The sequence below is a fragment of the Pseudoalteromonas sp. PB2-1 genome, assembly GCF_045040605.1.
Lineage (GTDB): Bacteria > Pseudomonadota > Gammaproteobacteria > Enterobacterales > Alteromonadaceae > Pseudoalteromonas > Pseudoalteromonas arabiensis.
Window position 1 is genome coordinate 283,289 of record NZ_CP090667.1, and the last position, 22,404, is coordinate 305,692.

Sequence of the window (22,404 nt, forward strand, 5' to 3'; positions counted from 1 at the left end):
TAGGCTTGAATAACTTACCCGTCATTTTTTTAATGGGACCAACCGCTGCAGGGAAAACAGACTTAGCAATTTCGCTGTGTGAGCATTTAAACACAGAAATAATCAGTGTAGATTCAGCGCTGGTGTACAAAGATATGAATATTGGTACAGCTAAACCAGATGCTGATGAATTAGTGCGAGCGCCTCATCATCTAATCGATATTATTGATCCTGCAGAAAGTTATTCAGTTGCTGATTTTCGTCGCGATGCGATTGAAAAGATTGATCTATTTCATAAGCAAGGTAAAGTACCTGTATTAGTTGGCGGTACAATGATGTACTTCAAGTCATTGATTGATGGTTTGTCGCCGCTACCAGAGGCATCACCCGAAGTGCGGGCTGAACTCGAAAAGGAAGCAAAGCAGTTTGGTTGGCCGCATTTGCACGCAGAGCTTGTTAAAATCGATCCCGAGGCTGCGAATAAAATAAGTGAAAATGATTCACAACGTATTAATCGTGCGCTCGAAGTTTATCGTATAACTGGCAAAACAATGACAGAGTTACAAAAACAAAAGCAGCCAGCGCTTCCTTATACTTTTCATCAATTTGCTATCGCGCCTGCCGATCGTAGCGTTTTACATCAGCGAATTGAGAAAAGGTTTAAAATAATGCTTGAACAGGGGTTTGAAAATGAAGTTTCATCCCTATATAAACGTAAGGATTTACACCCAGATCTACCTTCGATTCGTTGCGTAGGTTATAGACAAATGTGGGATTACATTGCAGGCGAAATTGACTATGATGAAATGGTCTTTCGTGGTGTTGCTGCCACGCGCCAGCTTGCCAAGCGGCAGTTAACTTGGCTAAGAGGTTGGCCTGATGTTACATGGTTGGCCACGGGTGATGAAGAAAACTTGCAACGTGTAGTAAGTTCGCTAAGCTAGTAGTAGTTGAAAAATTTTTAGCTTTGTTAAATTAGTTCAGCTACTTAATTATAATAACACCTAGAACGAAGGAAAATAACATGGCAAAAGGCCAGTCGTTACAAGACCCATTTTTGAATGCGTTACGTCGTGAGCGCATTCCAGTATCAATCTTTTTGGTTAATGGCATTAAGTTACAGGGTAAAATCCAGTCATTTGACCAATTTGTTATTTTACTTGAAAACACCGTGAATCAAATGGTGTATAAACACGCTATTTCTACCGTAGTTCCAGCGCGTACTGTTAACTTCCAAGGTGCACAAGGAAGCGATGATTCAGAAGAGCAAGAGCCTGGAAATTTTTAAATTTAGGAGCGTAATGCTTGTTTGACCGTTATGAAGCCGGCGAACAGGCAGTTTTAGTTCATATCGACTTACCTAAAGAAGGGGATCGTGAAGATCTTCATGAATTAGAGTTGTTGGTATCTTCTGCTGGTGTTAGTAGTTTGGCGATTGTGCAAGGCAGTCGTCAAGCACCACATCCGAAACTTTTCGTCGGTACCGGAAAAGCAGAAGAAATCGCTGAAACTGTCAAAATCCACAATGCAGATGTCATTATTTTCAACCATCAACTAAGCCCGTCACAGGAACGTAACTTAGAGAGCGTTTGTCAGTGTCGTGTACTTGATCGTACGAGTTTGATCCTTGATATTTTTGCCCAGCGAGCGCGTACTCATGAAGGTAAACTTCAAGTTGAGTTGGCGCAGCTACGTCACATTTCAACACGCTTGATCCGTGGTTGGACTCACCTTGAGCGCCAAAAAGGTGGGATAGGTTTACGTGGTCCAGGTGAGACGCAGCTTGAAACCGATAGACGACTTCTGCGTGCAAGAATTAAGAATATTCGAGCACGATTAGATAAAGTTGCTGTGCAACGTGAACAGGGGCGACGAGCACGTACCCGTAATGAAATACCCACAGTGTCATTAGTTGGTTACACTAACGCAGGTAAATCGACCCTGTTTAATCGAATAACAGACTCAGATGTGTATGCGGCCGACCAATTATTTGCAACACTTGACCCGACATTACGTAAGTTAGACATTGGCGATGTTGGTCCAGTGATCCTCGCGGATACTGTTGGCTTTATTCGTCACTTACCACATGATTTAGTGGCTGCTTTTAAAGCTACATTAACTGAAACCCGGGAAGCCGATTTACAGCTACATGTTATTGACGTAGCAGACCCGCGTCGTAAAGAGAATATTGAGCAGGTGCAGTCAGTTCTAAAAGAAATTGATGCAGATGAAGTGCCGCAATTATTAGTGTATAACAAAATTGATGCGCTAGATGACGTTGCACCGCGTATAGATAGAAACGATGAAGGCCAGCCAATTAGAGTGTGGTTATCTGCTCGAACGGGTGTGGGTTGTGAGTTATTGTCAGAGGCAATTAATGAGTTGCTAGCAAAGAAAATGCTGGCAGAGTCGCTTAAATTACCTCCACAGCATGGTCGTATTCGCGCTGCATTATTTAACTTAAATGCTGTTCATGAAGAGTGCTTTGATGAACAAGGTAATTGGTTGCTTTCAGTGCGTTTACCGATGGCTGAGTGGAATCGTTTGAAAAAAGAAATGGGACAGGATCTCGATTCTTTTATAGTTGCGAACTAAAAATCGTCAGCATTTGTTAATTTTAGTATGAGAAATGCTGTAGATTTGATAGATTTAACCCAATTCATTTAGATAACAATGGAGTATAGCTATGGCCTGGAATGAACCGGGTAATAATGGCAATGATAAAGATCCGTGGAATAACAAAGGCGGAAAAGATCAAGGCCCACCTGATTTAGACGAGGTACTGCGTAAATTCGGCAACAAGTTTGGCGGTTTATTTGGTGGTAACAAGCCAGGTAAAAACGGCGGCGGACTTGGTGGCGCAGGCATTTCTTTCATATTAATTATTGCCATCATCGTTTGGGCATTAAGCGGTATTTATACAGTTAAAGAAGCTGAGCGCGGTATTGTTTTACAATTTGGTCAGTTTAGTCGCATTGCAGAGCCAGGCTTACGTTGGAAAATGACGTTCATCGAACGTGTCATTCCGGTTGATATTGAAGCGGTACGCTCTTTATCTGCGAAAGGCTTTATGCTGACTGAAGATGAAAACGTCGTAAATGTAGAGTTTGAAGTGCAGTATCGTGTTATCGATCCTCACCTATATAAGTTCAGTGTAACGGATGCTGATCACAGCCTACAACAAGCGCTCGATAGCGCACTTCGCTATGTTATTGGTCATGTGAAAATGGACCAAGTATTAACAACAGGTCGTGAGGTCGTTCGTCAACAAACGTGGGATGAGCTAAACAAAATTATCGAGCCGTATAACCTCGGTATTATTGTCAGCGACGTGAACTTTAAAGACTCACGCCCACCAGGTGAAGTAAAAGATGCCTTTGATGATGCCATTGCAGCACAAGAAGATGAAGAACGTTTCATCCGTGAAGCAGAAGCTTATGCCCGTGAAATAGAGCCGCGTGCCCGTGGTCAAGTGACACGTATGACACAAGAAGCTGAAGCATATCGCGAGCGCATTACACTAGAAGCGCAAGGTGAGGTAGCACGCTTTGAAAAGCTATTACCAGAATACCAAGCAGCTAAAGAAGTAACGCGTAAACGTTTGTACATTGATGCAATGGAAGAAGTACTGGGTAATAGCTCTAAAGTGCTTGTTGATGTGAAAAACGGTAATAACATGATGTATTTACCGCTTGATAAAATTATGGAAAAGCAAGGCACCGCGACCCGTGTTGCACTGCCAAGTTCAAGTGATATCAAAGATTTACGCAACAAGTTGAATACATCACGCAACAGTACGGTTAACTCGAGTAATGACCGTTTTGCAACTGATCGCTTTAATGAGGGGAGATAAGCAAAATGAAAAATTTTAGTTTAGTAATACTTGCCCTTGCGGTTGTTATGTCTTTTTCATCTATTTTTGTCGTACAAGAAGGTGAAAAGGCGATTGTATTGTTGTTCAGTAAAGTGCAGAAAGACAGTAATGACACAGCAGTAGTTTACGGCCCAGGCTTGAACTTTAAAGTGCCATTTTTCAGTCAAGTACGCCGTTTAGATGCACGTATCCAAACATTAGATGGTGCACCTGATCGTTTTGTAACAAGCGAGAAAAAAGACTTAATTGTTGATTCATACGTGAAATGGCGTATCAACGACTTTAGTGCATTTTACCTACGCGCACGCGGTGATAAGCAATACGCTGAAACACTGCTTAAGCAAAAGGTAAATAATGGTCTACGTACTAATTTTGGTTCTCGTACTATTAAAGAAATTGTTTCAGGTGAGCGTAGTGAGCTTATGGAAGAAGCATTAGTACAAGCTTCAGAAAGTGCGCAAGAGTTAGGTATTGAAGTACTTGATGTACGTGTTAAGCAAATTAACTTACCACAAGAAGTCAGTAGCTCAATCTTCCAACGTATGCGCGCTGAGCGAACTGCGGTGGCGAAAGAGCATCGCTCTGAAGGTCAAGAAAAGGCAGAAACAATTCGTGCTGAGGTTGATCGTCGCGTAACAGTTATGCTGGCAGATGCTGAGCGAAATGCGCGAACTGTTCGCGGTCAGGGCGATGCAGAAGCGGCGGGGATTTATGCTAATGCTTATAATAAAGATGCTGAGTTTTTTAGCTTTGTGCGCAGTCTTGAAGCTTACAAAAAAACCTTTAAAGATAAGCAAGACGTCATGATTATCTCTCCAGATAGTGATTTCTTTAATTACATGAAAGGCGCTAATGCCCAGTAATTAAACACTTAATAATGAAAGCCCTGCACTTTGCAGGGCTTTTTTATTTCAGTCGTGAACTAATTTCTTTGTATTATAAATTTATAACTCCCTGTTCTGGCTGCGGTTGTTTTATTGGCTATGGTGATAAAAAGTCGGCCGCAGAAAAAATAAGCTAAACGGGGTGATCTTTCACCTCGTTTTCTGGTAAAATCTCGTCCTAATTTTTTCTAAGTGAATTTGCAATGGGTAAAAACGTTGTTGTACTAGGCACCCAATGGGGTGACGAAGGTAAGGGTAAGGTAGTTGACCTCCTTACAGACAAAGCATCTTTAGTAGTTCGTTATCAAGGTGGTCATAACGCAGGCCACACTTTGGTAATTAACGGTGAAAAGACGGTTTTACACCTTATTCCATCGGGTGTATTACGTGACAATGTTAAGTGTGTGATTGGTAATGGTGTTGTTTTATCACCAGAAGCGTTGATGAAAGAAATTGGCATGCTAGAAGAGCGTGGCGTGCCTGTGCGTGAGCGTTTATTAATTAGTGAAGCGTGTCCGCTTATTTTACCTTTCCACATTGCATTAGATTTAGCCCGTGAAAAAGCACGTGGCGATAAGCCAATCGGTACTACAGGTCGTGGTATTGGTCCAGCTTATGAAGATAAAGTAGCACGTCGTGGTTTACGTGTTGGCGACTTATTCAATCCTGAATTATTCGCGAGCAAATTAAAAGAAGTATTGGAATACCATAACTTCACACTAGAGCATTACTACAAAGTAGAGCCGGTTGATTTCCAGAAGACATTTGATGATGCAATGGCTATTGCTGATATCTTAAAAGCGATGGTTGTTGATGTGACTGAGCTACTTGATCAAACGCGTTTAGCGGGCGACAACATCTTATTTGAAGGTGCGCAAGGTACATTGCTTGATATCGACCATGGTACTTATCCGTACGTAACATCATCAAACACAACCGCAGGTGGTGTAGCAACAGGTGCTGGTTTTGGTCCATTACACCTTGATTACGTACTAGGTATTATCAAAGCTTACACAACACGTGTAGGTTCAGGTCCTTTCCCAACAGAGCTTTACGATGGTCTTGATAAGCAAGACCCTGTAGGTAAGCATTTAGGTGAGAAAGGTCATGAATTCGGTGCAACGACAGGTCGTTTACGCCGTACTGGTTGGTTAGATGCAGTGGCGATGCGCCGTGCAGTTCAAATCAACAGCATCTCAGGTTTCTGTTTAACTAAATTAGACGTTTTAGACGGTTTAGAAACATTAAAAATCTGTACTGGTTATCAGTTAGAAGATGGCACAGTAACGAACGTGACGCCATTAGCTGCTGAAGGTTACGAGAAAGTAACGCCAGTATACGAAGAGATGCCAGGCTGGTCAGAAAACACAGTAGGTGTAACCTCAGTTGATCAGTTGCCTAAAGCGGCACTTGATTACATCAAACGTATCGAAGAAATCACGGGTGTTCCAGTTGATATCATCTCAACAGGTCCTGATCGTGTAGAGACCATGGTATTACGCAACCCGTTTGCATAATTGCCATAGTGACTAAAAAAGCTGCTTCGGCAGCTTTTTTTGTGCCTAAAATTCACTCTGGAATGATAATTGTATATTATTTGCTAAGACTGACTTTTTTTAAGTGATTTTGATGCGTGTTTTATTGCCTTTAACATTACTCTTTTCCAGCCTGAGCATGGCTGAAGAGCCCATTGCAGCAGTACCTCTGTACACAGAAAGCGAGTTAATTGGCTTGATCAATAAAAATGCACACCTAGCACGTGTAAAGGCAGATGATTGCCAGTTAGTACAAGATATCGAAGCGCGAGCCAATAAAATGGCGCTACCATCGTATCAGTTCCTGTATGGCGATATGCTGGCCTATGCAGTCTGTGTTGATCGTAACGTAGAGTTGGGTGTGTATTATATGCGTCAAGCTGCTGAGCAAGGGTTAGCAGCAGCACTAGAACAACTTGGCCGCTATTATGATGTCGGGCGGTTGGTTCAGCAAGATAAAGCGATGGCCGTGACCTATTTGCGTGAAGCATCTGCACAAGGCAACTTAAAAGCACAAATGCGCTTAGTTAAGCTATTCAACCAAGGGTATGGTAGCCCAAGAGACTATGAGGATGCTTATCGCTGGTTGTTTCACTCTATGGTTGCAGATAAAGCGCAGCATAAAAAAGTTGAGCAATTATTAGCAAAACTAGCGCAAAAAATGCCTGATAGTGTGGTTCGGCGCGCACGTTTACCTATGTAATTTAAACTGTTAAAAATACGGCCAGCGTGTGCTGGCCTGTGATCATTTATCTTCTTTTTTATCTTTATTTTTGTTCTGGTTAGGGTCTTTAAGAACCGATAACTTGGGTGGTTGTAAAGCAACGATGCGCTCACCTACTTGCGGTGTTTTCTCCATATTTGTCGTAAATGGTCTAATACGAACAGGAGAGTCGTCATCATCATCTTTTTCACCGTTTAAAATAAATAACGGAATAGCTTCACTATTAACTTCTTTATATTGCTCCCAGCTAAACTCATCCGAAATGCGTGTAGCACTCACTTTACCACCTTTGGCTATTAGACTGCTTAAACGTGCATATGCGCCATTGTCACCAAATAGAATCTGACGAGACAAAAATGTTGCGCTATCTTTGTTTGCTTTAGCGTGGTTAGTTGAAGAACGAAGAGAATACACATCCTTTTCATTTAGCAAATGCGAGAAATACTGCACACCCAATGCATTATGGTGACGATTAGGTGAAAGTGCTAAAACACTACGAATTGTTGTTAAAGGTAAATAACGCTCGGCATGTTCAGACTGTGGATTACCATAATAACAAGGCAGGCCATCCATACGTGCCATTTTGCAGTTCTCCCATGCTGGATCAGAAAGATGTACAGGAATATTCTGCTCTTTTAGTCCACAGGCTATTGCACGTGCAACATGGTTTGCACCAATGATTAAAATAGTATTTGGCGCAGGCTGGCGCACTTTTAATAGTTTAGCCAGTGGTGTAGCTGTCAGACTTTGTAGTACAACCGTGACGATGATTACCGTGAAAATCAGCGGCACGATTTTCTCTGCGTCCGCGATACCTGCTTCAACCATGCTCAGTGCAAACACTGAGCCCACAGCGGCTGCGACGATACCTCTTGGTGCGATCCAAGAGAGTACCAAACGGGACTTTATTGGCAGATCTGAGCCGATAGTTGAAATAGCGATGCATGCAGGGCGCGCGATAAAGAGCACGATGGCTAAGAAAATAAACACATCACTGTGTAACATCATTAAGTCTGAAAGCTGTAAGCGTGCGGCAAGTAAGATAAACAAGGATGATATCAAGATCATCGACAAGTCTTCTTTAAACTCAAGTACTGAGTCTATTTCCAAGTCATCTTGATTGGCTAGCCAAATACCGAATACAGTCACAGCCAGTAATCCAGATTCATGGCTCAGATGATTTGATACTGTAAAGCTAATCAATACCAATGCTAAAATACCAAATTTGTGTAACTCAAAAGGCAACCACTCGCGACGAATGAGTAAGGTGGTTAGCCAGCCCGCGGCGACACCAATTGTTAAGCCAACCCCTAAGGTTTTAAACAAGGCAATAATTGTATGGCTTAATACTTCTCCTTGCCCAACAAGCATAACGGCTTCAAAGACGAGCACTGCAAATAAGGCTCCGATGGGGTCAATAACAATACCTTCCCACCTGAGGATGCGGTCTATATCTTGGTTAGGGCGCATTGAATTAAGTAAAGGTGCGATAACTGTTGGTCCTGTAACCACAAGCACAGCCCCTAGTACTGCGGCAACTCGCCAATTAAGTTCTAAGATCCAATAGGCACTTAAACTGATAATAATGCAGGTGGTTATCATGCCGATGGAGCAGAGATTTCGGACAACTTTTCCTATCCCTTTAAGTTCTTTAAAGTGTAATGTCAGCGAGCCTTCAAAGAGTATAACTGCAACACTTAACGAGACCACGGGGAATAGTAAGTCGCCTAAAAGGGCATCGGGTTCAAGCACGCCACTGAAAGGGCCAAGTAATAAACCCGTTAGAAGTAAAAATAAAATAGCCGGTACACGAAACGCCCATGCTACCCACTGTGCTATTACAGAACACAAGGCGATCCCTGCTATATAAATTGCTGACATAAAATGAATTATCCTTTTAGCTTTAGCACCAACATCATAGATAATTGCTATTGATGACGATAAATTGTCGCTGACTTACAAATAAAACTGCCTACTTATTAAAGCTTACTCACCGTCATAGACACAAGAAAACTTATTGCTCTAAATACGATTTTAGTCGTTATTAATACTTTTTGGGTTGTTATTGAAAACAAAACGGCCATAAGCTGATGAAAAATTATTAATATCGAAATGTATTCATTTAACTATTTGTTAAGTATGAACTATTTTCTAGGTTTATGGTAAGTATAAAATTAGTGATTAATATCTACTCTTGATCTTTCACCTCTTTATATCGTATTATAATTCGTGTTCAAACAATTTGATATCTAAATGATTAACTTTGTTTTTCTTTAGTAATTAGAGGATAAGCCCTAATAAATCAGTTGTTTGCTTTATATATTGTGTTTTATACACTTTGTTTTCTAATTAAATAGAAATGAGCTAATGATTGTTCAGTGCGTATTTATTACGAGTTGAATACAATAAAAGTTCATTATCTTATCAATGTTTAGCTCCCATCGTGGCGGCTAAATCTCGGTCATACAATCTACGCCCTATCTGTCGGTGTACCAGATTGTATAGGCTCTATGTATGTTGTTATTAATAAAAGCCGCACACAGCTTTTTACAGCGATACATAAACAACACTTATCTTTTTTTATCAGCTTATGGTTTATAACCGTTTGGTCTACTGACTGAATAAAAGTTGTGCTATACCTAAACGCAGTCCATGCGCGGACTAGTTGCGTGTGCAGATAAGTGTCTGTGACAAAGTGAGAATACTCAGCACGTTTAGTTGTTCTAAACGTGAGTCTTTTAATCAGCGGCTTTAATGACGCTGAACAGATAGTAAAATGGAAAAGTTGAACAGTTATGCAAAAGTTTAAATGGCGACGTATTGTACTTAAAGTTGGTAGCGCATTGATCGCACCGGAACAAGATGGGTGTCGTTCACGTTATTTATTGACCATTGCGCAGTTCATCGTTCGCTGTCGAGCACGAGGTATCGAAGTGATTTTAGTATCATCTGGTTCGGTGGCAGCGGGTTCGCATTTATTTCCTGAGCAAGAAACTCGCTCGGTAACGATGAAAAAGGCAATGGCAGCTGCCGGCCAAACAGAAATGATGGCTATGTGGGATCGTTTTTTTGATTTCCCTTCCGCACAAATATTATTAACACACGGTGATTTACGAGACCGTGAGCGCTATACCAGCATTCGTGAAACGGTGTTCACTTTACTAGAGCACGGTGTACTACCTATCATCAATGAAAATGATACGGTCACCACGGATGACTTGAAAGTAGGTGATAATGATAACCTATCAGCGATGGTTGCTGCAGCAGCAGACGCAGATGCGCTGATGATTTTTTCGGATGTTGATGGTCTTTATGATAAAAACCCGAACTTGCATGATGATGCCGTATTGTTACCTGAAATAGAGAGCATCGATGAGTCAATCTACGCAATGGCAGGGTGTGCAACCAGCGCGGTTGGTACCGGTGGTATGAAAACTAAGATTGAAGCGGCAGAAAAGGCGACATCGCATGGTATTACAACCTTTATTCTAAATGGTTTCAAAGAAGAAACCTTCAATCGCCTACTTGAAGGTGACAACCCAGGCACTATTTTTATGCCTTATGAAAAACCAATGCAAGAAGCGGTGCATTGGATGACACACACCGCGAATGAGCAAGGTGAGGTTGTCGTAGAAGGCTCGTTTGATGAGTCTGCTCATCATGAAGATGGGTGTATTCGTAGCGATGAAATTGTTGCGGTACACGGAGAATTTGGCGTAGGCGATACTATTTTAGTCCGCAGTGACGATGGTACACGTCTAGCAAAAGCAACAGCGAATTACAGTAGCTGTTTATTGAATTTTATTGCTGACAACGAGCAAAGTGAATTTAGCGAAAAAATGCAAGATTCAATCGGCCCAGTTGTTTCAGAAAAAGATATCGCATTATTGGAGAAGTCATGAGTTTAATTACGGATATTTCTAGTCAAGCTGCAAAAGCTGCAACCCAGCTAGCTCTGCTTGATACTGCCACTAAGAATCAAGTTTTATCTGAGATGGCGCAGGCATTACGTGAAAGTAAGGCCTTCATTATCAAAGAAAACGAAAGCGATTTAGCGGCAGCACGTGATAATAACCTTGCTGCGGCGATGATTGATCGTCTGACCCTAAATGATGAGCGCATTGAAGCAATGGCTGAAGGCATCGAAGTGATTGTCAGCCTTGATGATCCGGTTGGTCAATTACGCGACATTTCAGAGCGTCCGAATGGTATTAAGATTAGCAAGATGCGCGTGCCACTTGGTGTTGTATGTATGATTTATGAAGCACGTCCAAATGTGACGGCTGATGCAGGTGCTTTGTGCTTTAAATCGGGTAATGGGGTAATTTTACGTGGTGGTAAAGAAGCACTGCGTAGTTCGCAAGCCATTGCCAGCGTAATGCATAAAGTACTTGAGAAGCATGGTTTACCAGCTGCCTTAATCTCAGTGATCCCTGATCCTGATCGTGGCTTATTAATGGAGTTAATGCAGCAACGTGACACAATTGATTTAATCATCCCACGAGGTGGCGAAGGTCTAATTAATTTTGTAACTGAAAACAGTACCATCCCTGTTATTCAACACTTTAAAGGTGTGTGTCACCTTTATGTTGATAAAGAGGCTGATCTGAATGTCGCCATTAACTTGCTGTTAAATGGTAAAACTCAGCGCACTGGTGTGTGTAACGCATTAGAAGGCCTAGTAGTACATCAAGATATTGCCGATGAATTTTTAAACCTGTGTGCAGTTGTGCTTCGTCAAGAAGGCGTGAAAGTAAATGCAGATGCAAAAGCGGCTGAATATTTTGACAACGCGACTGTGCTTGCTGATGATGAGTTTGGCGAAGAGTACCTAGACTTAGAAATCGCCATTAAGGTTGTGCCAGATTTTGCTGGAGCGATCGATCATATTGCTCAATTTGGCTCAAACCACACAGAAGTCATTTGTACTAAGGATCAAGCAGCAGCAGAGTTATTCCAGCGCAGTGTTGATGCGTCTGTTGTGATGGTTAACGCGTCATCACGTTTTTCTGATGGTTCACAGTTAGGCTTAGGTGCTGAAATTGGTATTGCGACCACTAAGCTACATGCTTACGGACCTATGGGTCTAGAATCGCTTACAACTGAAAAATACTTAGTGAATGGCGAAGGCCAAATTCGTGAATAATCGCTAAGAAGTAACTACGTTTAAAAGCCGGGCTTTGCTCGGTTTTTTTGTGTCTGATATAAAACGAAGAGGATAGTAAGACTAATTAAATAGCTTAAATTTAGAGTATGATACTGTTAGTTGATAATTCGGCAGATTGCCTAAAGAAGAGTAGGAAAGTGGTGGAGCTAAGCAGGATCGAACTGCTGACCTCCTGCGTGCAAGGCAGGCGCTCTCCCAGCTGAGCTATAGCCCCACATTCCTAAAATACAGGATGCTTAAGTCTTGCGTCTCAAGCGGGGTGAACTTTAATTATTTTTGTTTATTTGGTCAAGTGTTTTTTAAAAAATCATCGAATTTTTACCTAAGTCTTTTATTTTTGATAGACTAATGAGCATATACTGTTCAAGGCTTATCCAATAATGAAAAAAATAGCATGGCTTTTGGTTATTCTACTAACGGCTTGCGCCAGTCAAGACGACGCGCCTCCTTTCGAAATTAATAACAAACAGTTTTACGGCAAAAATGATGAACAAGGCAGCAAAATTTTTGCATACGTCGTGTCGGTGAAAGCACAAGGCAGGAAGCCACTAAACCTTGATAAGCCATTAACGCGTAGACAGTTTAAAGATTTTGCCGAGCAAGAGTACTTTGAAGAATCGAGCAGCTTAAAACTGATGCTTGAAGATCAAGCCGTTGAATTATTAAACCAAGAACTTAAGGCACGACAGTATTGCAACGATCAGCATATTATTGATGATGTGCTTTGGCGTGACTTAAGTGTACAACTACGAGGACGTTGTTTGTAAATGTATGCAGAAAAAACCAAGCTTGCCGCTGCATTAGCTCAGTTAGATATAAACTATGATGTGATTGAGCACCCACCATTACATGGCAGTTTAGATGCCGACAAATTCATGGTTAATAGACCTGGCACGCGATTAAAGAATCTATTTTTGCGTGATAATGAAGGTAAACGCCATTTTTTAGTGATCACAGCGCATGACAAACAATTAGATTTAAAAGCAATAGCACAGATGCAGGGGCTTTCTCGTTTGGGCTTTGCATCTGATGAGCGATTAGCGCGTTATTTAAAAGTGCCGCCTGGTTGTGTGTCTATGTTGGCACTTTTAAACGATAAACAAAATAATGTCACACTGTGGCTTGATCAAGAAGTGTGGTTTAACGAACTATTTCATTGCCATCCGTTTGAAAATACCGCGACATGGCTAATGAAAAAAGATGATTTAGAATTATTTTTCGAAAGCACTGGGCATCAACCCCGAATTGTTTTCTTACCTGCTAAATAAACTAAGCTTAAACCTACCAAGCAAACTAAAAGTAGCACGGTCATAAAGGCAACTTGGCCGTGTTGCTGATATACCAGACCCGGCAGCAAAGAGCCTAAAGCGCCTCCACTATAATAAAAAGACACATATCCACCATTTGTTACACTGGCAGGGGCACTGCTAATTTTATTAACCAAGGGTGCTGCACTTGAGTGAATAACAAACATCGCACCACAAAAGCCAGTAAAGGCAATAAAGAATAATAACAATTGTTGGCTCATTAATAGCACCATCGTCAGGCTATAGAATACAAATACCCAAGTTAGTAAACGCCAAGGTGTTAATGATTTACGTAATAGCCAAGGTGTCGCTATAGATGCTAGTGCACCAAGCAAATAACCGCTATAAACAAGGCCAATATCTCGAGTATTCGTAATAGCAAAACTGTCTTGCAGTATAAAGGGTAGGTAGTTTAGTAGTGCCGCAAAGCAAAAAAACATACAAAAAACTGCCCCGTAGAGCTTTAATACCAACGGATCTTTTAATTGTTTTAGATACAATAGCGGCGATTTAGCTGCATGAATGTTCGCACCTTTGCTTGCTTTAGGAATGGCGATTGCAAATATGATTAATCCTAACGCAATCACATAGTAAAAACTTTGCCAGCTTAAAAAGTCAGTAAATAAAGCGGCAAGCATACGACCAAAGTAACCACCGACAATCGTGCTGCCAATGTAGAGCGTCATATTACGCTGTAGCTCATCGGCTTGATAAGTTACACCAATGTAGCTTGTCATGGCGGTGAGTGCTGCAGGTAGAGTAATGCCTTGAATAAAACGTACTAATAGTAGTAGCTTAAAGCTTGGCACGTAGGTAAATGCAATGCAGCTTATGGCCAGAATAAACATGGCAAACTTTAAGATTGTTAAAGGGTTTCGTTTAGCTAAAAACAAGCCATACACTAAAGGTGCAATGGCTAACGGCAGCATAGTCGCAGTCATTAAACTGCCAGCAGCGGCAGGTGATACAGAAAAATGGCTGGCAAATAATCCGAGTAAGGGTTGTGGGGCGTATAAAACAAAGAAAATAAATACAGAGCAAAGTAACAAATGTCGCAGCTGCATTTTTAGCTCCCTAAAGATAAAGCACAAGCTTATCGGGTATCACTTTTTTTACAAGTTAAAAGGCGATTAAAATAATAAATATTGCGTTAAATCAATATGTCATGATTTCATCGCGTGTTAATCTCAGGGCGTTAAAATAGATATCATGGAATCAAGTTGAGTCAATACTGTTATTTGTTTGCATAGCTGATTAAAATAGCCTTAATTAGGCATTTTATTATTGGAATTTCGTTATGGGTTCATTACAAGATCAATTACTTAAGGCAGGGCTTACTACGTCGCACAAAGCTAAGGTAGCTAAAACTGAAAAGCGCAAACAGCAAAAGAAAAAAAGAAAGGCGCAACGAGTAACCCCAGCGATTTACAAAAGCACATTGAGCAAACCAAGCTTGAACAGCAGAAAAAAGCAGATGAGTTAAATAAAGCGCGTTTAGAAGAGCAGAAGCAGCGTGAGCAAGTTGCACGTGTTAAACAAATTTTAGAGCACCACAACCAAGATGAAATCCGTGGTGATCGTACTTTCAACTTTACGTACCAAAACAAAGTGAAAGAGTTGGACGTAAATGAAAAAACACAAAAAGCCCTTGCTGGTGGTCGCCTCGCGATTTGTGTTTTAGAAGGTCAGTTTTTTGTACTGGAAGATGAACCAGCACGAAAAGTCGCTGAAGTCAGCGAAGAATATATAGTGTTCCATGTTGAACCAGAAGATAAGCAAAAGGATGAAGATGATCCTTATGCTGATTTCGAAGTACCTGATGATTTAATCTGGTAAATACAGTTACTGTATAGGGTGTTTAAGTTGCGGTAACAATTATGTGTTTTTTCGGGTGCAATATTCCTAAATCATGGTCTACACTAAAGAAAATGTTTTCTAACCCATCACTAAGAGAAGATACAATGAGCAAGATAACTAAAATACTATGTGGGGCAAGCTTAGCAATGGCAGCTAGCTTATCGTTTAACTCAATGGCCGCTGACGGTGCTACGCTTTACACAGCAAAACTTTGCCAAACTTGCCATGGTGCAGAAGGTAAAGCACCAATTATGCCGCAATACCCTAAACTAAATGGCCAAAATAAAGAGTATTTACTTGCGCAAATGAAAGACATCAAGTCTGGTGCGCGTAGTAATGGTATGGCTGCAGCGATGAAAGCAATGGTTGCAAATGTATCTGAAGAAGAAATGTCAGCAATCGCAGACTACTTATCGCAAGTTAAATAATCTTCGTTTTTAAGTTATTAAAGGCCACATCAACTGATGTGGCCTTTTTGTATCAGCTATTGATTATCACCAAATAGTTATTTAGACTTCTATACATCTATTTGTGCGTGTCACATTAACAAGGTTTTCCATGTTTGATTTACCAAAACTCGATTTAAAAAATAAAGTATCAGAGCAGGAATGGCAGCTACGTGTCGATTTAGCGGCATGTTACCGCTTGGTGGAACACTTTCGTTGGGGTGATCTCATTTACACTCACCTTTCGGCACGTTTACCAGGTACAGATCATTACTTAGTCAATGCTTTTGGTTTAAGTTTTGATGAAGTGACAGCATCCAATCTTGTTAAGGTTGATTTAGCCGGTAATATTCTTGATGATACGCCGTTTAAGATTAACCCAGCAGGTTTTACCATTCATAGTGCTATTCACGAAGTACGTGATGATGCTCACTGCGTTATTCATCTACACACAAAAGAGACCATTGCTGTGGCAACCCAAGAAAAAGGCCTGTTGCCACTAAGTCAGTATTCAATGTTTTCATTACCATCATTGTCTTATCATGGCTACGAAGGCTTAGCGGTAAACAGTGACGAGAAAAAGCGCTTGCAAGATGATTTAGGCACCACCAATCACATGCTATTGGTGAACCACGGCGGCTTAACTGTTGGCCCAACAGTAGGTGATGCGTTTATGCGTTTTTATGATTTACAGCGTGCCTGCGAAATTCAATTGGCGATTCAAGCCAGTGGTCAAGCGGCAATTCCAGTACCACAACCTATTATCGATAATATTTATAATCAAGCGAATGTCGTGCACAGCGGCAGCACCGGTGGGCAGCTAGCCTGGCCGGCAATGCTGCGAAAAGCTTATCGTCTTGATCCTCGTTTTGCTCAGTAAGGAGTAACCATGAAAGTTAATCGCGTCGAAGTGTTCGATATTCATTGTCCAGACAGACCTGCTTGGACACCTGTTTTTGTGCGTATTCATACCGATGAAGGTATTAGCGGTGTGGGTGAAGCGGGTCTGGCTTATGATTTAGGTCATAGTGCCGCTGCGGCAATGATCAAAGAAATGGCCGATGCCTTTTTAATTGGTCATGACCCATTTCAAACAGAAAAACTATGGTCACGAATGTTACGCGAAAGCTTTTGGGGTTTAGGTGGTGGGCCTGTTGTGTATGCAGCAATGAGTGCCATTGATACCGCACTTTGGGATATTAAGGGTAAAGCGCTTGGTTTACCTGTTTACCAGTTACTAGGTGGTAAAGTTAACGATAAGCTTCGTACTTATGCATCGCAACTACAATTTGACTGGGATAGTGAATTCAAAGCACTTGTTCACCCACAGGAATACGCAGAAGCAGCACTAAAAGCCATGGCTGAAGGGTATGATGCGGTAAAAGTTGACCCAATCCAGTACGATAAAAACGGCAATACTTATTACGATCGCACTAACATTATTTCTCGCGCAGAAATGAAGCTATATCGCGCGCGTATGCAAGCTATTCGTGAAGCGGTAGGTGATGAAGTTGACATTATTTTTGAGTGTCACAGCTTACCTGGCGCAACATCAGCAATTCAAATTGGTGAAATTGCTGAAGAGTTCGATTGTATGTATTACGAAGAGCCAGTGAACTACTTAAATCATTCATTACATGCAAAAGTTGCTGATAAAGTAGCGGTGCCAATTGCAGGTGGTGAACGTTTGTATAACCGCTGGGGTGTGCGCCCTTACTTAGAAGATCAAAGTATTGATGTATTACAGCCAGACTTAGGCCTGTGTGGTGGTTTTACTGAAACTAAAAAAGTGTGTGATTATGCAGATATCTTCGATGTGCGTATTCAAGCTCACGTGTGTGGCGGCCCAGTAGCAACAGCTGCTTCGTTACACCTAGAAACCGCTATTCCTAACTTTTTAATTCACGAACATCACACCTATGCGATTAAAAAGTGGAACCGTGAGCTATGTATTCAAGATCCTCAACCTAAAAATGGTTTCTTCCAAGTATCAGAAGAGCCAGGGATCGGTATTGAGCTAAATGATGAAGTTGTTATGCGCTCACAGCGTGTTGAGATAAAGTAAAAGCGTTTAGGTAATGCCCCGTTAATCGGGGTATTACCTGTGCTGTGTAATAATCTGTTATGGATTATTTCTCCCTAGTATCTAGATTGAGAAAGGAAGAGTGACTTCCAATCAATTTAGATTACAAAGGAGACAGTAATGAAATTAATTAATTCGGTTATCTATTGCAGCTTTATCAGTTGCCTATTTATTTCTGCGACTCAGGCGGCTGCAGACCCAAAATGTGATGTAACAGCACAATCTTTTGCTCATATTCAACAAAGGCATTGCACTTTTGGTGTACAAGCCAGTCAATTTTTGCCTCAGTACTGTGCAACAATACAAGATGCGCAAAAATTTTGCGAACAAGTGCAAAATGCAACTAATAAATCACGAACAGTACAGCCTGATGCTCGTATTAGGTATGATGCTAACTTAGGGATAGTTGTTGGTACTCAACAAGAGAAGTGCGCCCGCTTGATAATTAAGCCAAATGGAGAGGTTGTTACTCAGTTCCCTGAATTAAACGGTGCACCAGGAAACTGTTCTTAATGTCAATTTGGGAATAGATACTTATGAGAAAGGTCGTTCTATCATCTACAAAATTAAGTCTCGATGAGCCTGAATTTCAATGTTCTTTGACAGATGAACTTTGGCATGATGGTTATGAGTATATAATGACGTTAGATGATGCTCCTGTACTACAGCGGTTTTGGAAGCATCAATATGGCGTAGAGGCTGAAAATCCGATACGAGTAAGTATGCTTAACCAGCTTACAGAAGAGCTTGATAAGTGTATTGCTTGTTACCCTACGGAAGAGTCGCTTGTGGCATTTAGCCTTGAATTTAAGTCATTGATAAATAAAGCTGTAAGCTACAACTGTTCGCTACAAATAATAGCGCAGTAATCGACCAATGAATGGCTGTAGCTCTGCTCGTTGCCACAGCCATTTCTTAATTTGTAGGCTCTGTTGATTCGCAATTCGGCCCCTTTACAATTGTAAAACACTTCCCTCCAAAACGAACCTTACCTCGTTTACGTTCAATCAAAACATCAGCAGAGAGTGTATTATTGAAAGATTCCATAAACTGTTTTCGCGCACGGTGGATCTGAATATTGACATGGCATTCATTAATACCAAGATCGCGTGCTAATTTCTTAACTTGTACCCAGCCCTGTACATCTTTCTCAAATTTATTTTTAATATCGGCCAGTTTATTGCGAGCCAGCAGCACGGTGAGGTAGTGATGAGAGCGAACATCTAGGTCAATTAATGTGTTGTGTTGTCTTATTTTGAGTTCGGTTTGCTCTTCATCTAGGCTCAAATTGAATATAAATTGAAGGTCATTAATAGGTGTGGGGCTTAAATTCAGTGTATTTTCTTGTGATGTCATTTCAGCTTGAAAAAACTGCCACAGCTGCTCTCCTATTGTTATTTGATGACCATCTTCTAAAGTAACTAATTGGTGAGTTTCTGTGTTTTCGTAGCACCAAGAGAGCCTATCAGGATCGTAAAAAATAACGGCTGTTGGATGTTGGCTATCGGGTAAAAAATGATAACGTTCAAGCAAAATACAATGTGTATTTGTGCCATTGATAGGTAGTAAAAGATCTCTGGGTGGATCGATAGAAGTTAATTGGTAATCTAAGTTATTTATTTCTGAAAAGCTTAGGCGATCATTTAGGGCTAATGGGGAGTTGATTTGTTTATCAAGCCGTTTCCCGTTTAGCCAAATACCATTTTTGCTTAGATCACGAATATACCAGTGTGGTTCGACCCATTCTATTACAGCATGAATACGTGTCACTTCTGGGTAGTTTAATAATGTGTCAACAGAGTGGGCTAGTCGACCAAAACGATGAAAGTCGCGCAGATAAAAGCTCACATCTGAGTTTAAACTAGCCAGTATAGCCATATAGCTCTCTTTTAGTCCTTGAATAAAAATATAACTCTATCATAGTGTGTACATTAATTTTGCATTTAATTAACATTGAATACTAAACTAATTATTTATATGTGATGGATCGAGTAGTTTGTGATAGAGGATTACTATAAAAATATACAAGTCTTGGCGCAAGGAGGGATGAGTACGATATACCTTGCAACTGATCGAGAGCTGAATAGGCAAGTCGTACTCAAGGTAATGAAATTAGCTGGAGACACTACTGAGCGAGCCATTAGTGAAGCAAAATTAATAGCGAGCTTTAATCATCCAAATATAGTGCAGCTTTATAAAATCATTCATCGCGATCAACAAGTTTTATTAGAAATGGAGTATGTTAAAGGGAATACGTTAGCTCATGTAATGAAAGAGCAGAGGCTTACACTGACTGAAAAGCTAGAAATACTCATTCATATTAGTGATGGTTTAGCTGCAATTCATGATAAAGGCATATTACATCTCGATTTGAAACCGGCTAATGTGCTAGTAAGTGATGAAGGTACAGTTAAAATAACTGATTTCGGTATCTCAAAAATCAAAGGGGTAGAAGCAACTGATATAGTCAATGATTATGGCAGTTTAAACGCCATGTCGCCTGAGCAATTGAATAATCAAGCTGTTGACTTTCGAAGTGATTTATTTTCATTGGGGTTAATCGCTTATCAGTTATTAACGGGCTATCATGCTTATTCAAAACAAGCCTCAAGCAGTACAGCGCAAGATTTAGCAAAACAAATCAAATCATTTCCTTGTTGCGCAAATTATAAACCTATCAAAGAGTTATCTGCTGATTTAGTACCTTTACTAAAACAGTTATTAGCATTTAAAGTGGATAAACGCCCTGAAAGCGCTCGCGCCGTAGCATCTCAGTTTAGAGACGTTTTAGCCTCGCTTAGCTTCGAAAGCGTGACCGTAGATGTTACAAGTTACAAAAATAATAACAACCTAAGCAAAACTTTTTTCAATAGAAGATTACTTCTTGTTGTGATTCTTTTTTTGCTATTAAGCGGGGGGAGTTGGTTCTGGTATGCATCTAAACCGATAGAGAGAATAGCTTTATTACCCGTAGAATTTATAGCAAATAGCCAAGTTACGGATGCACAAAAACGCTTGCTCAGTCTTGGCGTCAAGGATGCAATAACCGAATATGTACTTGCTGATCGCAAGCTTGCTTTAATTGCGAGCAGGGAAGTTAAACAAGCACAATTAATACTTGGTAAAGAAGCAGGCCTAAATGATTTAGCTGCCGCTCTGGGAGCTACCAAACTATTAATACCTTTATTAGACTGCAACCGTTTATCGTGTGATTTCACACTAAACGAACTAGATAAAAACGCCACAATGATAGGCACAACACGAAGTGCAACAGATAAAGAAAACTATCTAAATATTTATAACTCAACTTTATCCTCGATACAAAGCTTGCTTACTCCAAGTATTCTTTCGAACAGAGAGCTGTTATTGTCAGATGAGTTTATTAGGCAGTATGTGTCGTTAGTTGCTCTGACTGCGAATGATTTAGGTAGCAGTCAAAAGCAACGCGCCATGGCTGAGTCTTTGTTGTTGCAAGAGCCTGATTTTAAGCCTTTGTATCCTTTATATCGAAAAATAGTTTTACGCCTTTATAAATCGTCAAAAAATGTAGAGCTCATAACAAAGTTACAATTTCAACTTGAACGATCGCCAACTTCATACCGTGAAAGCCCTGCTTATTTAGTTGATCTACTTGAAATATACCAGTATACGGGAGAGCACCTTAAAGCTGAAAAAATTATTAGCAGAATTCAAAGCTCATCTTTAGAGGAATACCAGAGAGAAATTATTTTGGCTATTTATTTTAAGCGTACAGGCCGCCTAGAAGAGTCTTTAAAGCACGCGAAGATGGCATATAAAATTAGACCCACTTTATTGGCCACCAGAAACCTTGCAATCGCGTACCTTACCTTGGGGAAACGTGCTGACGCATTAAAATATTTAAAGGAAGTATTAAGTTATAACCCTGATGATGTTGTAACGCTTAAAACAGTCGCGGATGTATCTTTGTTATCAGGCGACTTGACGGCGGCAGAGGATAATTATCAAAAACTGATCGATTCGGGACAGCAAAGTGCCTCTATTTATAGTAATTATTCAATTGTTCTTTCTTTACAAGGTGAGCTTGTAAATGCATTAAACCTTGCTGAAAAAGCCATGATGTTAGATACCAAAACAACCACCTTACAACTTAATTATGCTGATTTACTTTATTTGCAAGGCCGCTTTACAGAGGCTGAAAGCTTATACTTAAAAATTAGCGATCAGCTTGGCTCCTCGTCGAAAAACGTTGCAGACCAGCTTGAAAAAGCGCAAGTGTTGATTCACCTAAATAGGAATCAACAAGCGATGAATCAGGTTGAGCAGTTGTTAGCTGCTCAGCCAAATTTGGCCGAGGCATATTTTATCAAAGCAATGCTGCAAAGCTTATTGAATGAAAAATACTCAGCACTCGCGTCGGTAGAACAAAGTATAAATTTGGGATGGAGTCCAGTTTTTTACCGTCTACCTTGGTTTAAGGGGTTATGTTCTGAAAGTAAGTTAATGAGCTTAATCGGCAAAGAGCATTATTACTTTTTATGTTCTGTAAAAAATAACGCAGAGTAAGCT

The 22,404-nt window shown here is 40.6% G+C and carries 20 protein-coding genes, 1 tRNA gene and 1 pseudogene; 18 read left to right on the forward strand and 4 right to left on the reverse strand.

All coding sequences use genetic code 11. The features are described 5' to 3' along the window. Positions 1–5 precede the first annotated feature (5 nt). The 7 genes from miaA to L0Z67_RS01415 all read left to right on the forward strand — a co-directional run bounded on the left by miaA (position 6) and on the right by L0Z67_RS01415 (position 6,975). Positions 6–923, forward strand: a complete 918-nt coding sequence (gene miaA / locus L0Z67_RS01385) for a tRNA (adenosine(37)-N6)-dimethylallyltransferase MiaA (protein WP_405128387.1) — start codon at positions 6–8, stop codon at positions 921–923. An 80-nt stretch (positions 924–1,003) separates the two neighbouring features. Continuing rightward, positions 1,004–1,267, forward strand: a complete 264-nt coding sequence (hfq, locus tag L0Z67_RS01390; protein ID WP_062567174.1) for an RNA chaperone Hfq — start codon at positions 1,004–1,006, stop codon at positions 1,265–1,267. A gap of 17 nt (positions 1,268–1,284) precedes the next feature. Next, positions 1,285–2,574, forward strand: a complete 1,290-nt coding sequence (gene hflX, locus L0Z67_RS01395) for a ribosome rescue GTPase HflX (RefSeq protein WP_062567175.1) — start codon at positions 1,285–1,287, stop codon at positions 2,572–2,574. A 91-nt stretch (positions 2,575–2,665) separates the two neighbouring features. Continuing rightward, entirely contained in the window at positions 2,666–3,832 is a 1,167-nt protein-coding gene (gene hflK / locus L0Z67_RS01400) for an FtsH protease activity modulator HflK (RefSeq protein WP_062567176.1), read from the forward strand. Between the two features lie 5 nt (positions 3,833–3,837). Next, positions 3,838–4,716 carry a protease modulator HflC gene (hflC, locus tag L0Z67_RS01405; protein WP_062567177.1) on the forward strand — a complete coding sequence of 293 codons (879 nt, stop codon included), beginning with the start codon at positions 3,838–3,840 and terminating at the stop codon, positions 4,714–4,716. Between the two features lie 224 nt (positions 4,717–4,940). Further along, positions 4,941–6,254: an adenylosuccinate synthase gene (locus L0Z67_RS01410; RefSeq protein WP_062567178.1), complete on the forward strand. Its 1,314-nt coding sequence runs from the start codon at positions 4,941–4,943 to the stop codon at positions 6,252–6,254. Between the two features lie 112 nt (positions 6,255–6,366). Then, on the forward strand, positions 6,367–6,975 hold the full coding sequence (locus tag L0Z67_RS01415; protein ID WP_405128388.1) for a tetratricopeptide repeat protein: 609 nt from the start codon (positions 6,367–6,369) through the stop codon (positions 6,973–6,975). 42 nt (positions 6,976–7,017) lie between these two features. Here L0Z67_RS01415 and L0Z67_RS01420 read toward each other — a convergent pair whose 3' ends face one another. Beyond that, positions 7,018–8,877, reverse strand: a complete 1,860-nt coding sequence (locus L0Z67_RS01420) for a sodium:proton antiporter (protein ID WP_062567180.1) — start codon at positions 8,875–8,877, stop codon at positions 7,018–7,020. Positions 8,878–9,791: 914 nt separating this feature from the next. On the opposite strand from L0Z67_RS01420, the gene proB reads away from it, so the two are divergent. Beyond that, positions 9,792–10,898 carry a glutamate 5-kinase gene (proB, locus tag L0Z67_RS01425; protein ID WP_062567181.1) on the forward strand — a complete coding sequence of 369 codons (1,107 nt, stop codon included), beginning with the start codon at positions 9,792–9,794 and terminating at the stop codon, positions 10,896–10,898. Next, positions 10,895–12,142: a glutamate-5-semialdehyde dehydrogenase gene (locus tag L0Z67_RS01430; protein ID WP_062567182.1), complete on the forward strand. Its 1,248-nt coding sequence runs from the start codon at positions 10,895–10,897 to the stop codon at positions 12,140–12,142. Before proB ends, L0Z67_RS01430 begins: the two co-directional genes overlap by 4 nt. A gap of 159 nt (positions 12,143–12,301) precedes the next feature. On the opposite strand, the gene L0Z67_RS01435 is transcribed toward L0Z67_RS01430, so the two are convergent. After that, positions 12,302–12,377: transfer RNA gene (locus tag L0Z67_RS01435), tRNA-Ala, on the reverse strand. A gap of 166 nt (positions 12,378–12,543) precedes the next feature. On the opposite strand from L0Z67_RS01435, the gene L0Z67_RS01440 reads away from it, so the two are divergent. Together L0Z67_RS01440 and L0Z67_RS01445 are read left to right on the forward strand one after the other, a co-directional pair. Next, positions 12,544–12,930 (forward strand): hypothetical protein, encoded by a 387-nt coding sequence (locus tag L0Z67_RS01440; RefSeq protein WP_237114725.1) that lies wholly within the window; start codon positions 12,544–12,546, stop codon positions 12,928–12,930. Continuing rightward, positions 12,931–13,431, forward strand: coding sequence for a prolyl-tRNA synthetase associated domain-containing protein (locus L0Z67_RS01445; RefSeq protein ID WP_193988173.1), 501 nt, complete (start codon positions 12,931–12,933; stop codon positions 13,429–13,431). Here L0Z67_RS01445 and L0Z67_RS01450 read toward each other — a convergent pair. Next, positions 13,398–14,534, reverse strand: a complete 1,137-nt coding sequence (locus L0Z67_RS01450; RefSeq protein WP_062567185.1) for an MFS transporter — start codon at positions 14,532–14,534, stop codon at positions 13,398–13,400. The two genes, L0Z67_RS01445 and L0Z67_RS01450, sit on opposite strands and share 34 nt — an antisense overlap. A gap of 233 nt (positions 14,535–14,767) precedes the next feature. Between L0Z67_RS01450 and L0Z67_RS01455 the strand changes: the two are divergent. The 6 genes and pseudogenes from L0Z67_RS01455 to L0Z67_RS01480 all read left to right on the forward strand — a co-directional run bounded on the left by L0Z67_RS01455 (position 14,768) and on the right by L0Z67_RS01480 (position 18,725). Then, a pseudogene (locus L0Z67_RS01455) lies at positions 14,768–15,306 on the forward strand (DUF2058 domain-containing protein). A 125-nt stretch (positions 15,307–15,431) separates the two neighbouring features. Next, the gene (locus L0Z67_RS01460; RefSeq protein ID WP_062567187.1) at positions 15,432–15,755 is read left to right on the forward strand and encodes a c-type cytochrome; all 324 of its coding nucleotides are present in this window, start codon (positions 15,432–15,434) and stop codon (positions 15,753–15,755) included. A gap of 130 nt (positions 15,756–15,885) precedes the next feature. Further along, positions 15,886–16,653 carry a class II aldolase/adducin family protein gene (locus tag L0Z67_RS01465; RefSeq protein ID WP_062567188.1) on the forward strand — a complete coding sequence of 256 codons (768 nt, stop codon included), beginning with the start codon at positions 15,886–15,888 and terminating at the stop codon, positions 16,651–16,653. A gap of 9 nt (positions 16,654–16,662) precedes the next feature. After that, complete coding sequence (locus L0Z67_RS01470) at positions 16,663–17,838, forward strand: mandelate racemase/muconate lactonizing enzyme family protein (protein WP_062567189.1); 1,176 nt, start codon at positions 16,663–16,665, stop codon at positions 17,836–17,838. 138 nt (positions 17,839–17,976) lie between these two features. Continuing rightward, a complete protein-coding gene (locus tag L0Z67_RS01475) occupies positions 17,977–18,369 on the forward strand; it encodes a hypothetical protein (protein ID WP_062567190.1) in 393 nt (130 codons plus the stop codon). 23 nt (positions 18,370–18,392) lie between these two features. Then, positions 18,393–18,725, forward strand: coding sequence for a hypothetical protein (locus tag L0Z67_RS01480; RefSeq protein WP_062567191.1), 333 nt, complete (start codon positions 18,393–18,395; stop codon positions 18,723–18,725). Between the two features lie 46 nt (positions 18,726–18,771). Here L0Z67_RS01480 and L0Z67_RS01485 read toward each other — a convergent pair whose 3' ends face one another. Further along, positions 18,772–19,734 carry an FHA domain-containing protein gene (locus L0Z67_RS01485; protein ID WP_062567192.1) on the reverse strand — a complete coding sequence of 321 codons (963 nt, stop codon included), beginning with the start codon at positions 19,732–19,734 and terminating at the stop codon, positions 18,772–18,774. A gap of 120 nt (positions 19,735–19,854) precedes the next feature. Between L0Z67_RS01485 and L0Z67_RS01490 the strand changes: the two genes are divergently transcribed. Beyond that, complete coding sequence (locus tag L0Z67_RS01490; protein WP_276325274.1) at positions 19,855–22,401, forward strand: serine/threonine-protein kinase; 2,547 nt, start codon at positions 19,855–19,857, stop codon at positions 22,399–22,401. Positions 22,402–22,404: the final 3 nt, after the last annotated feature.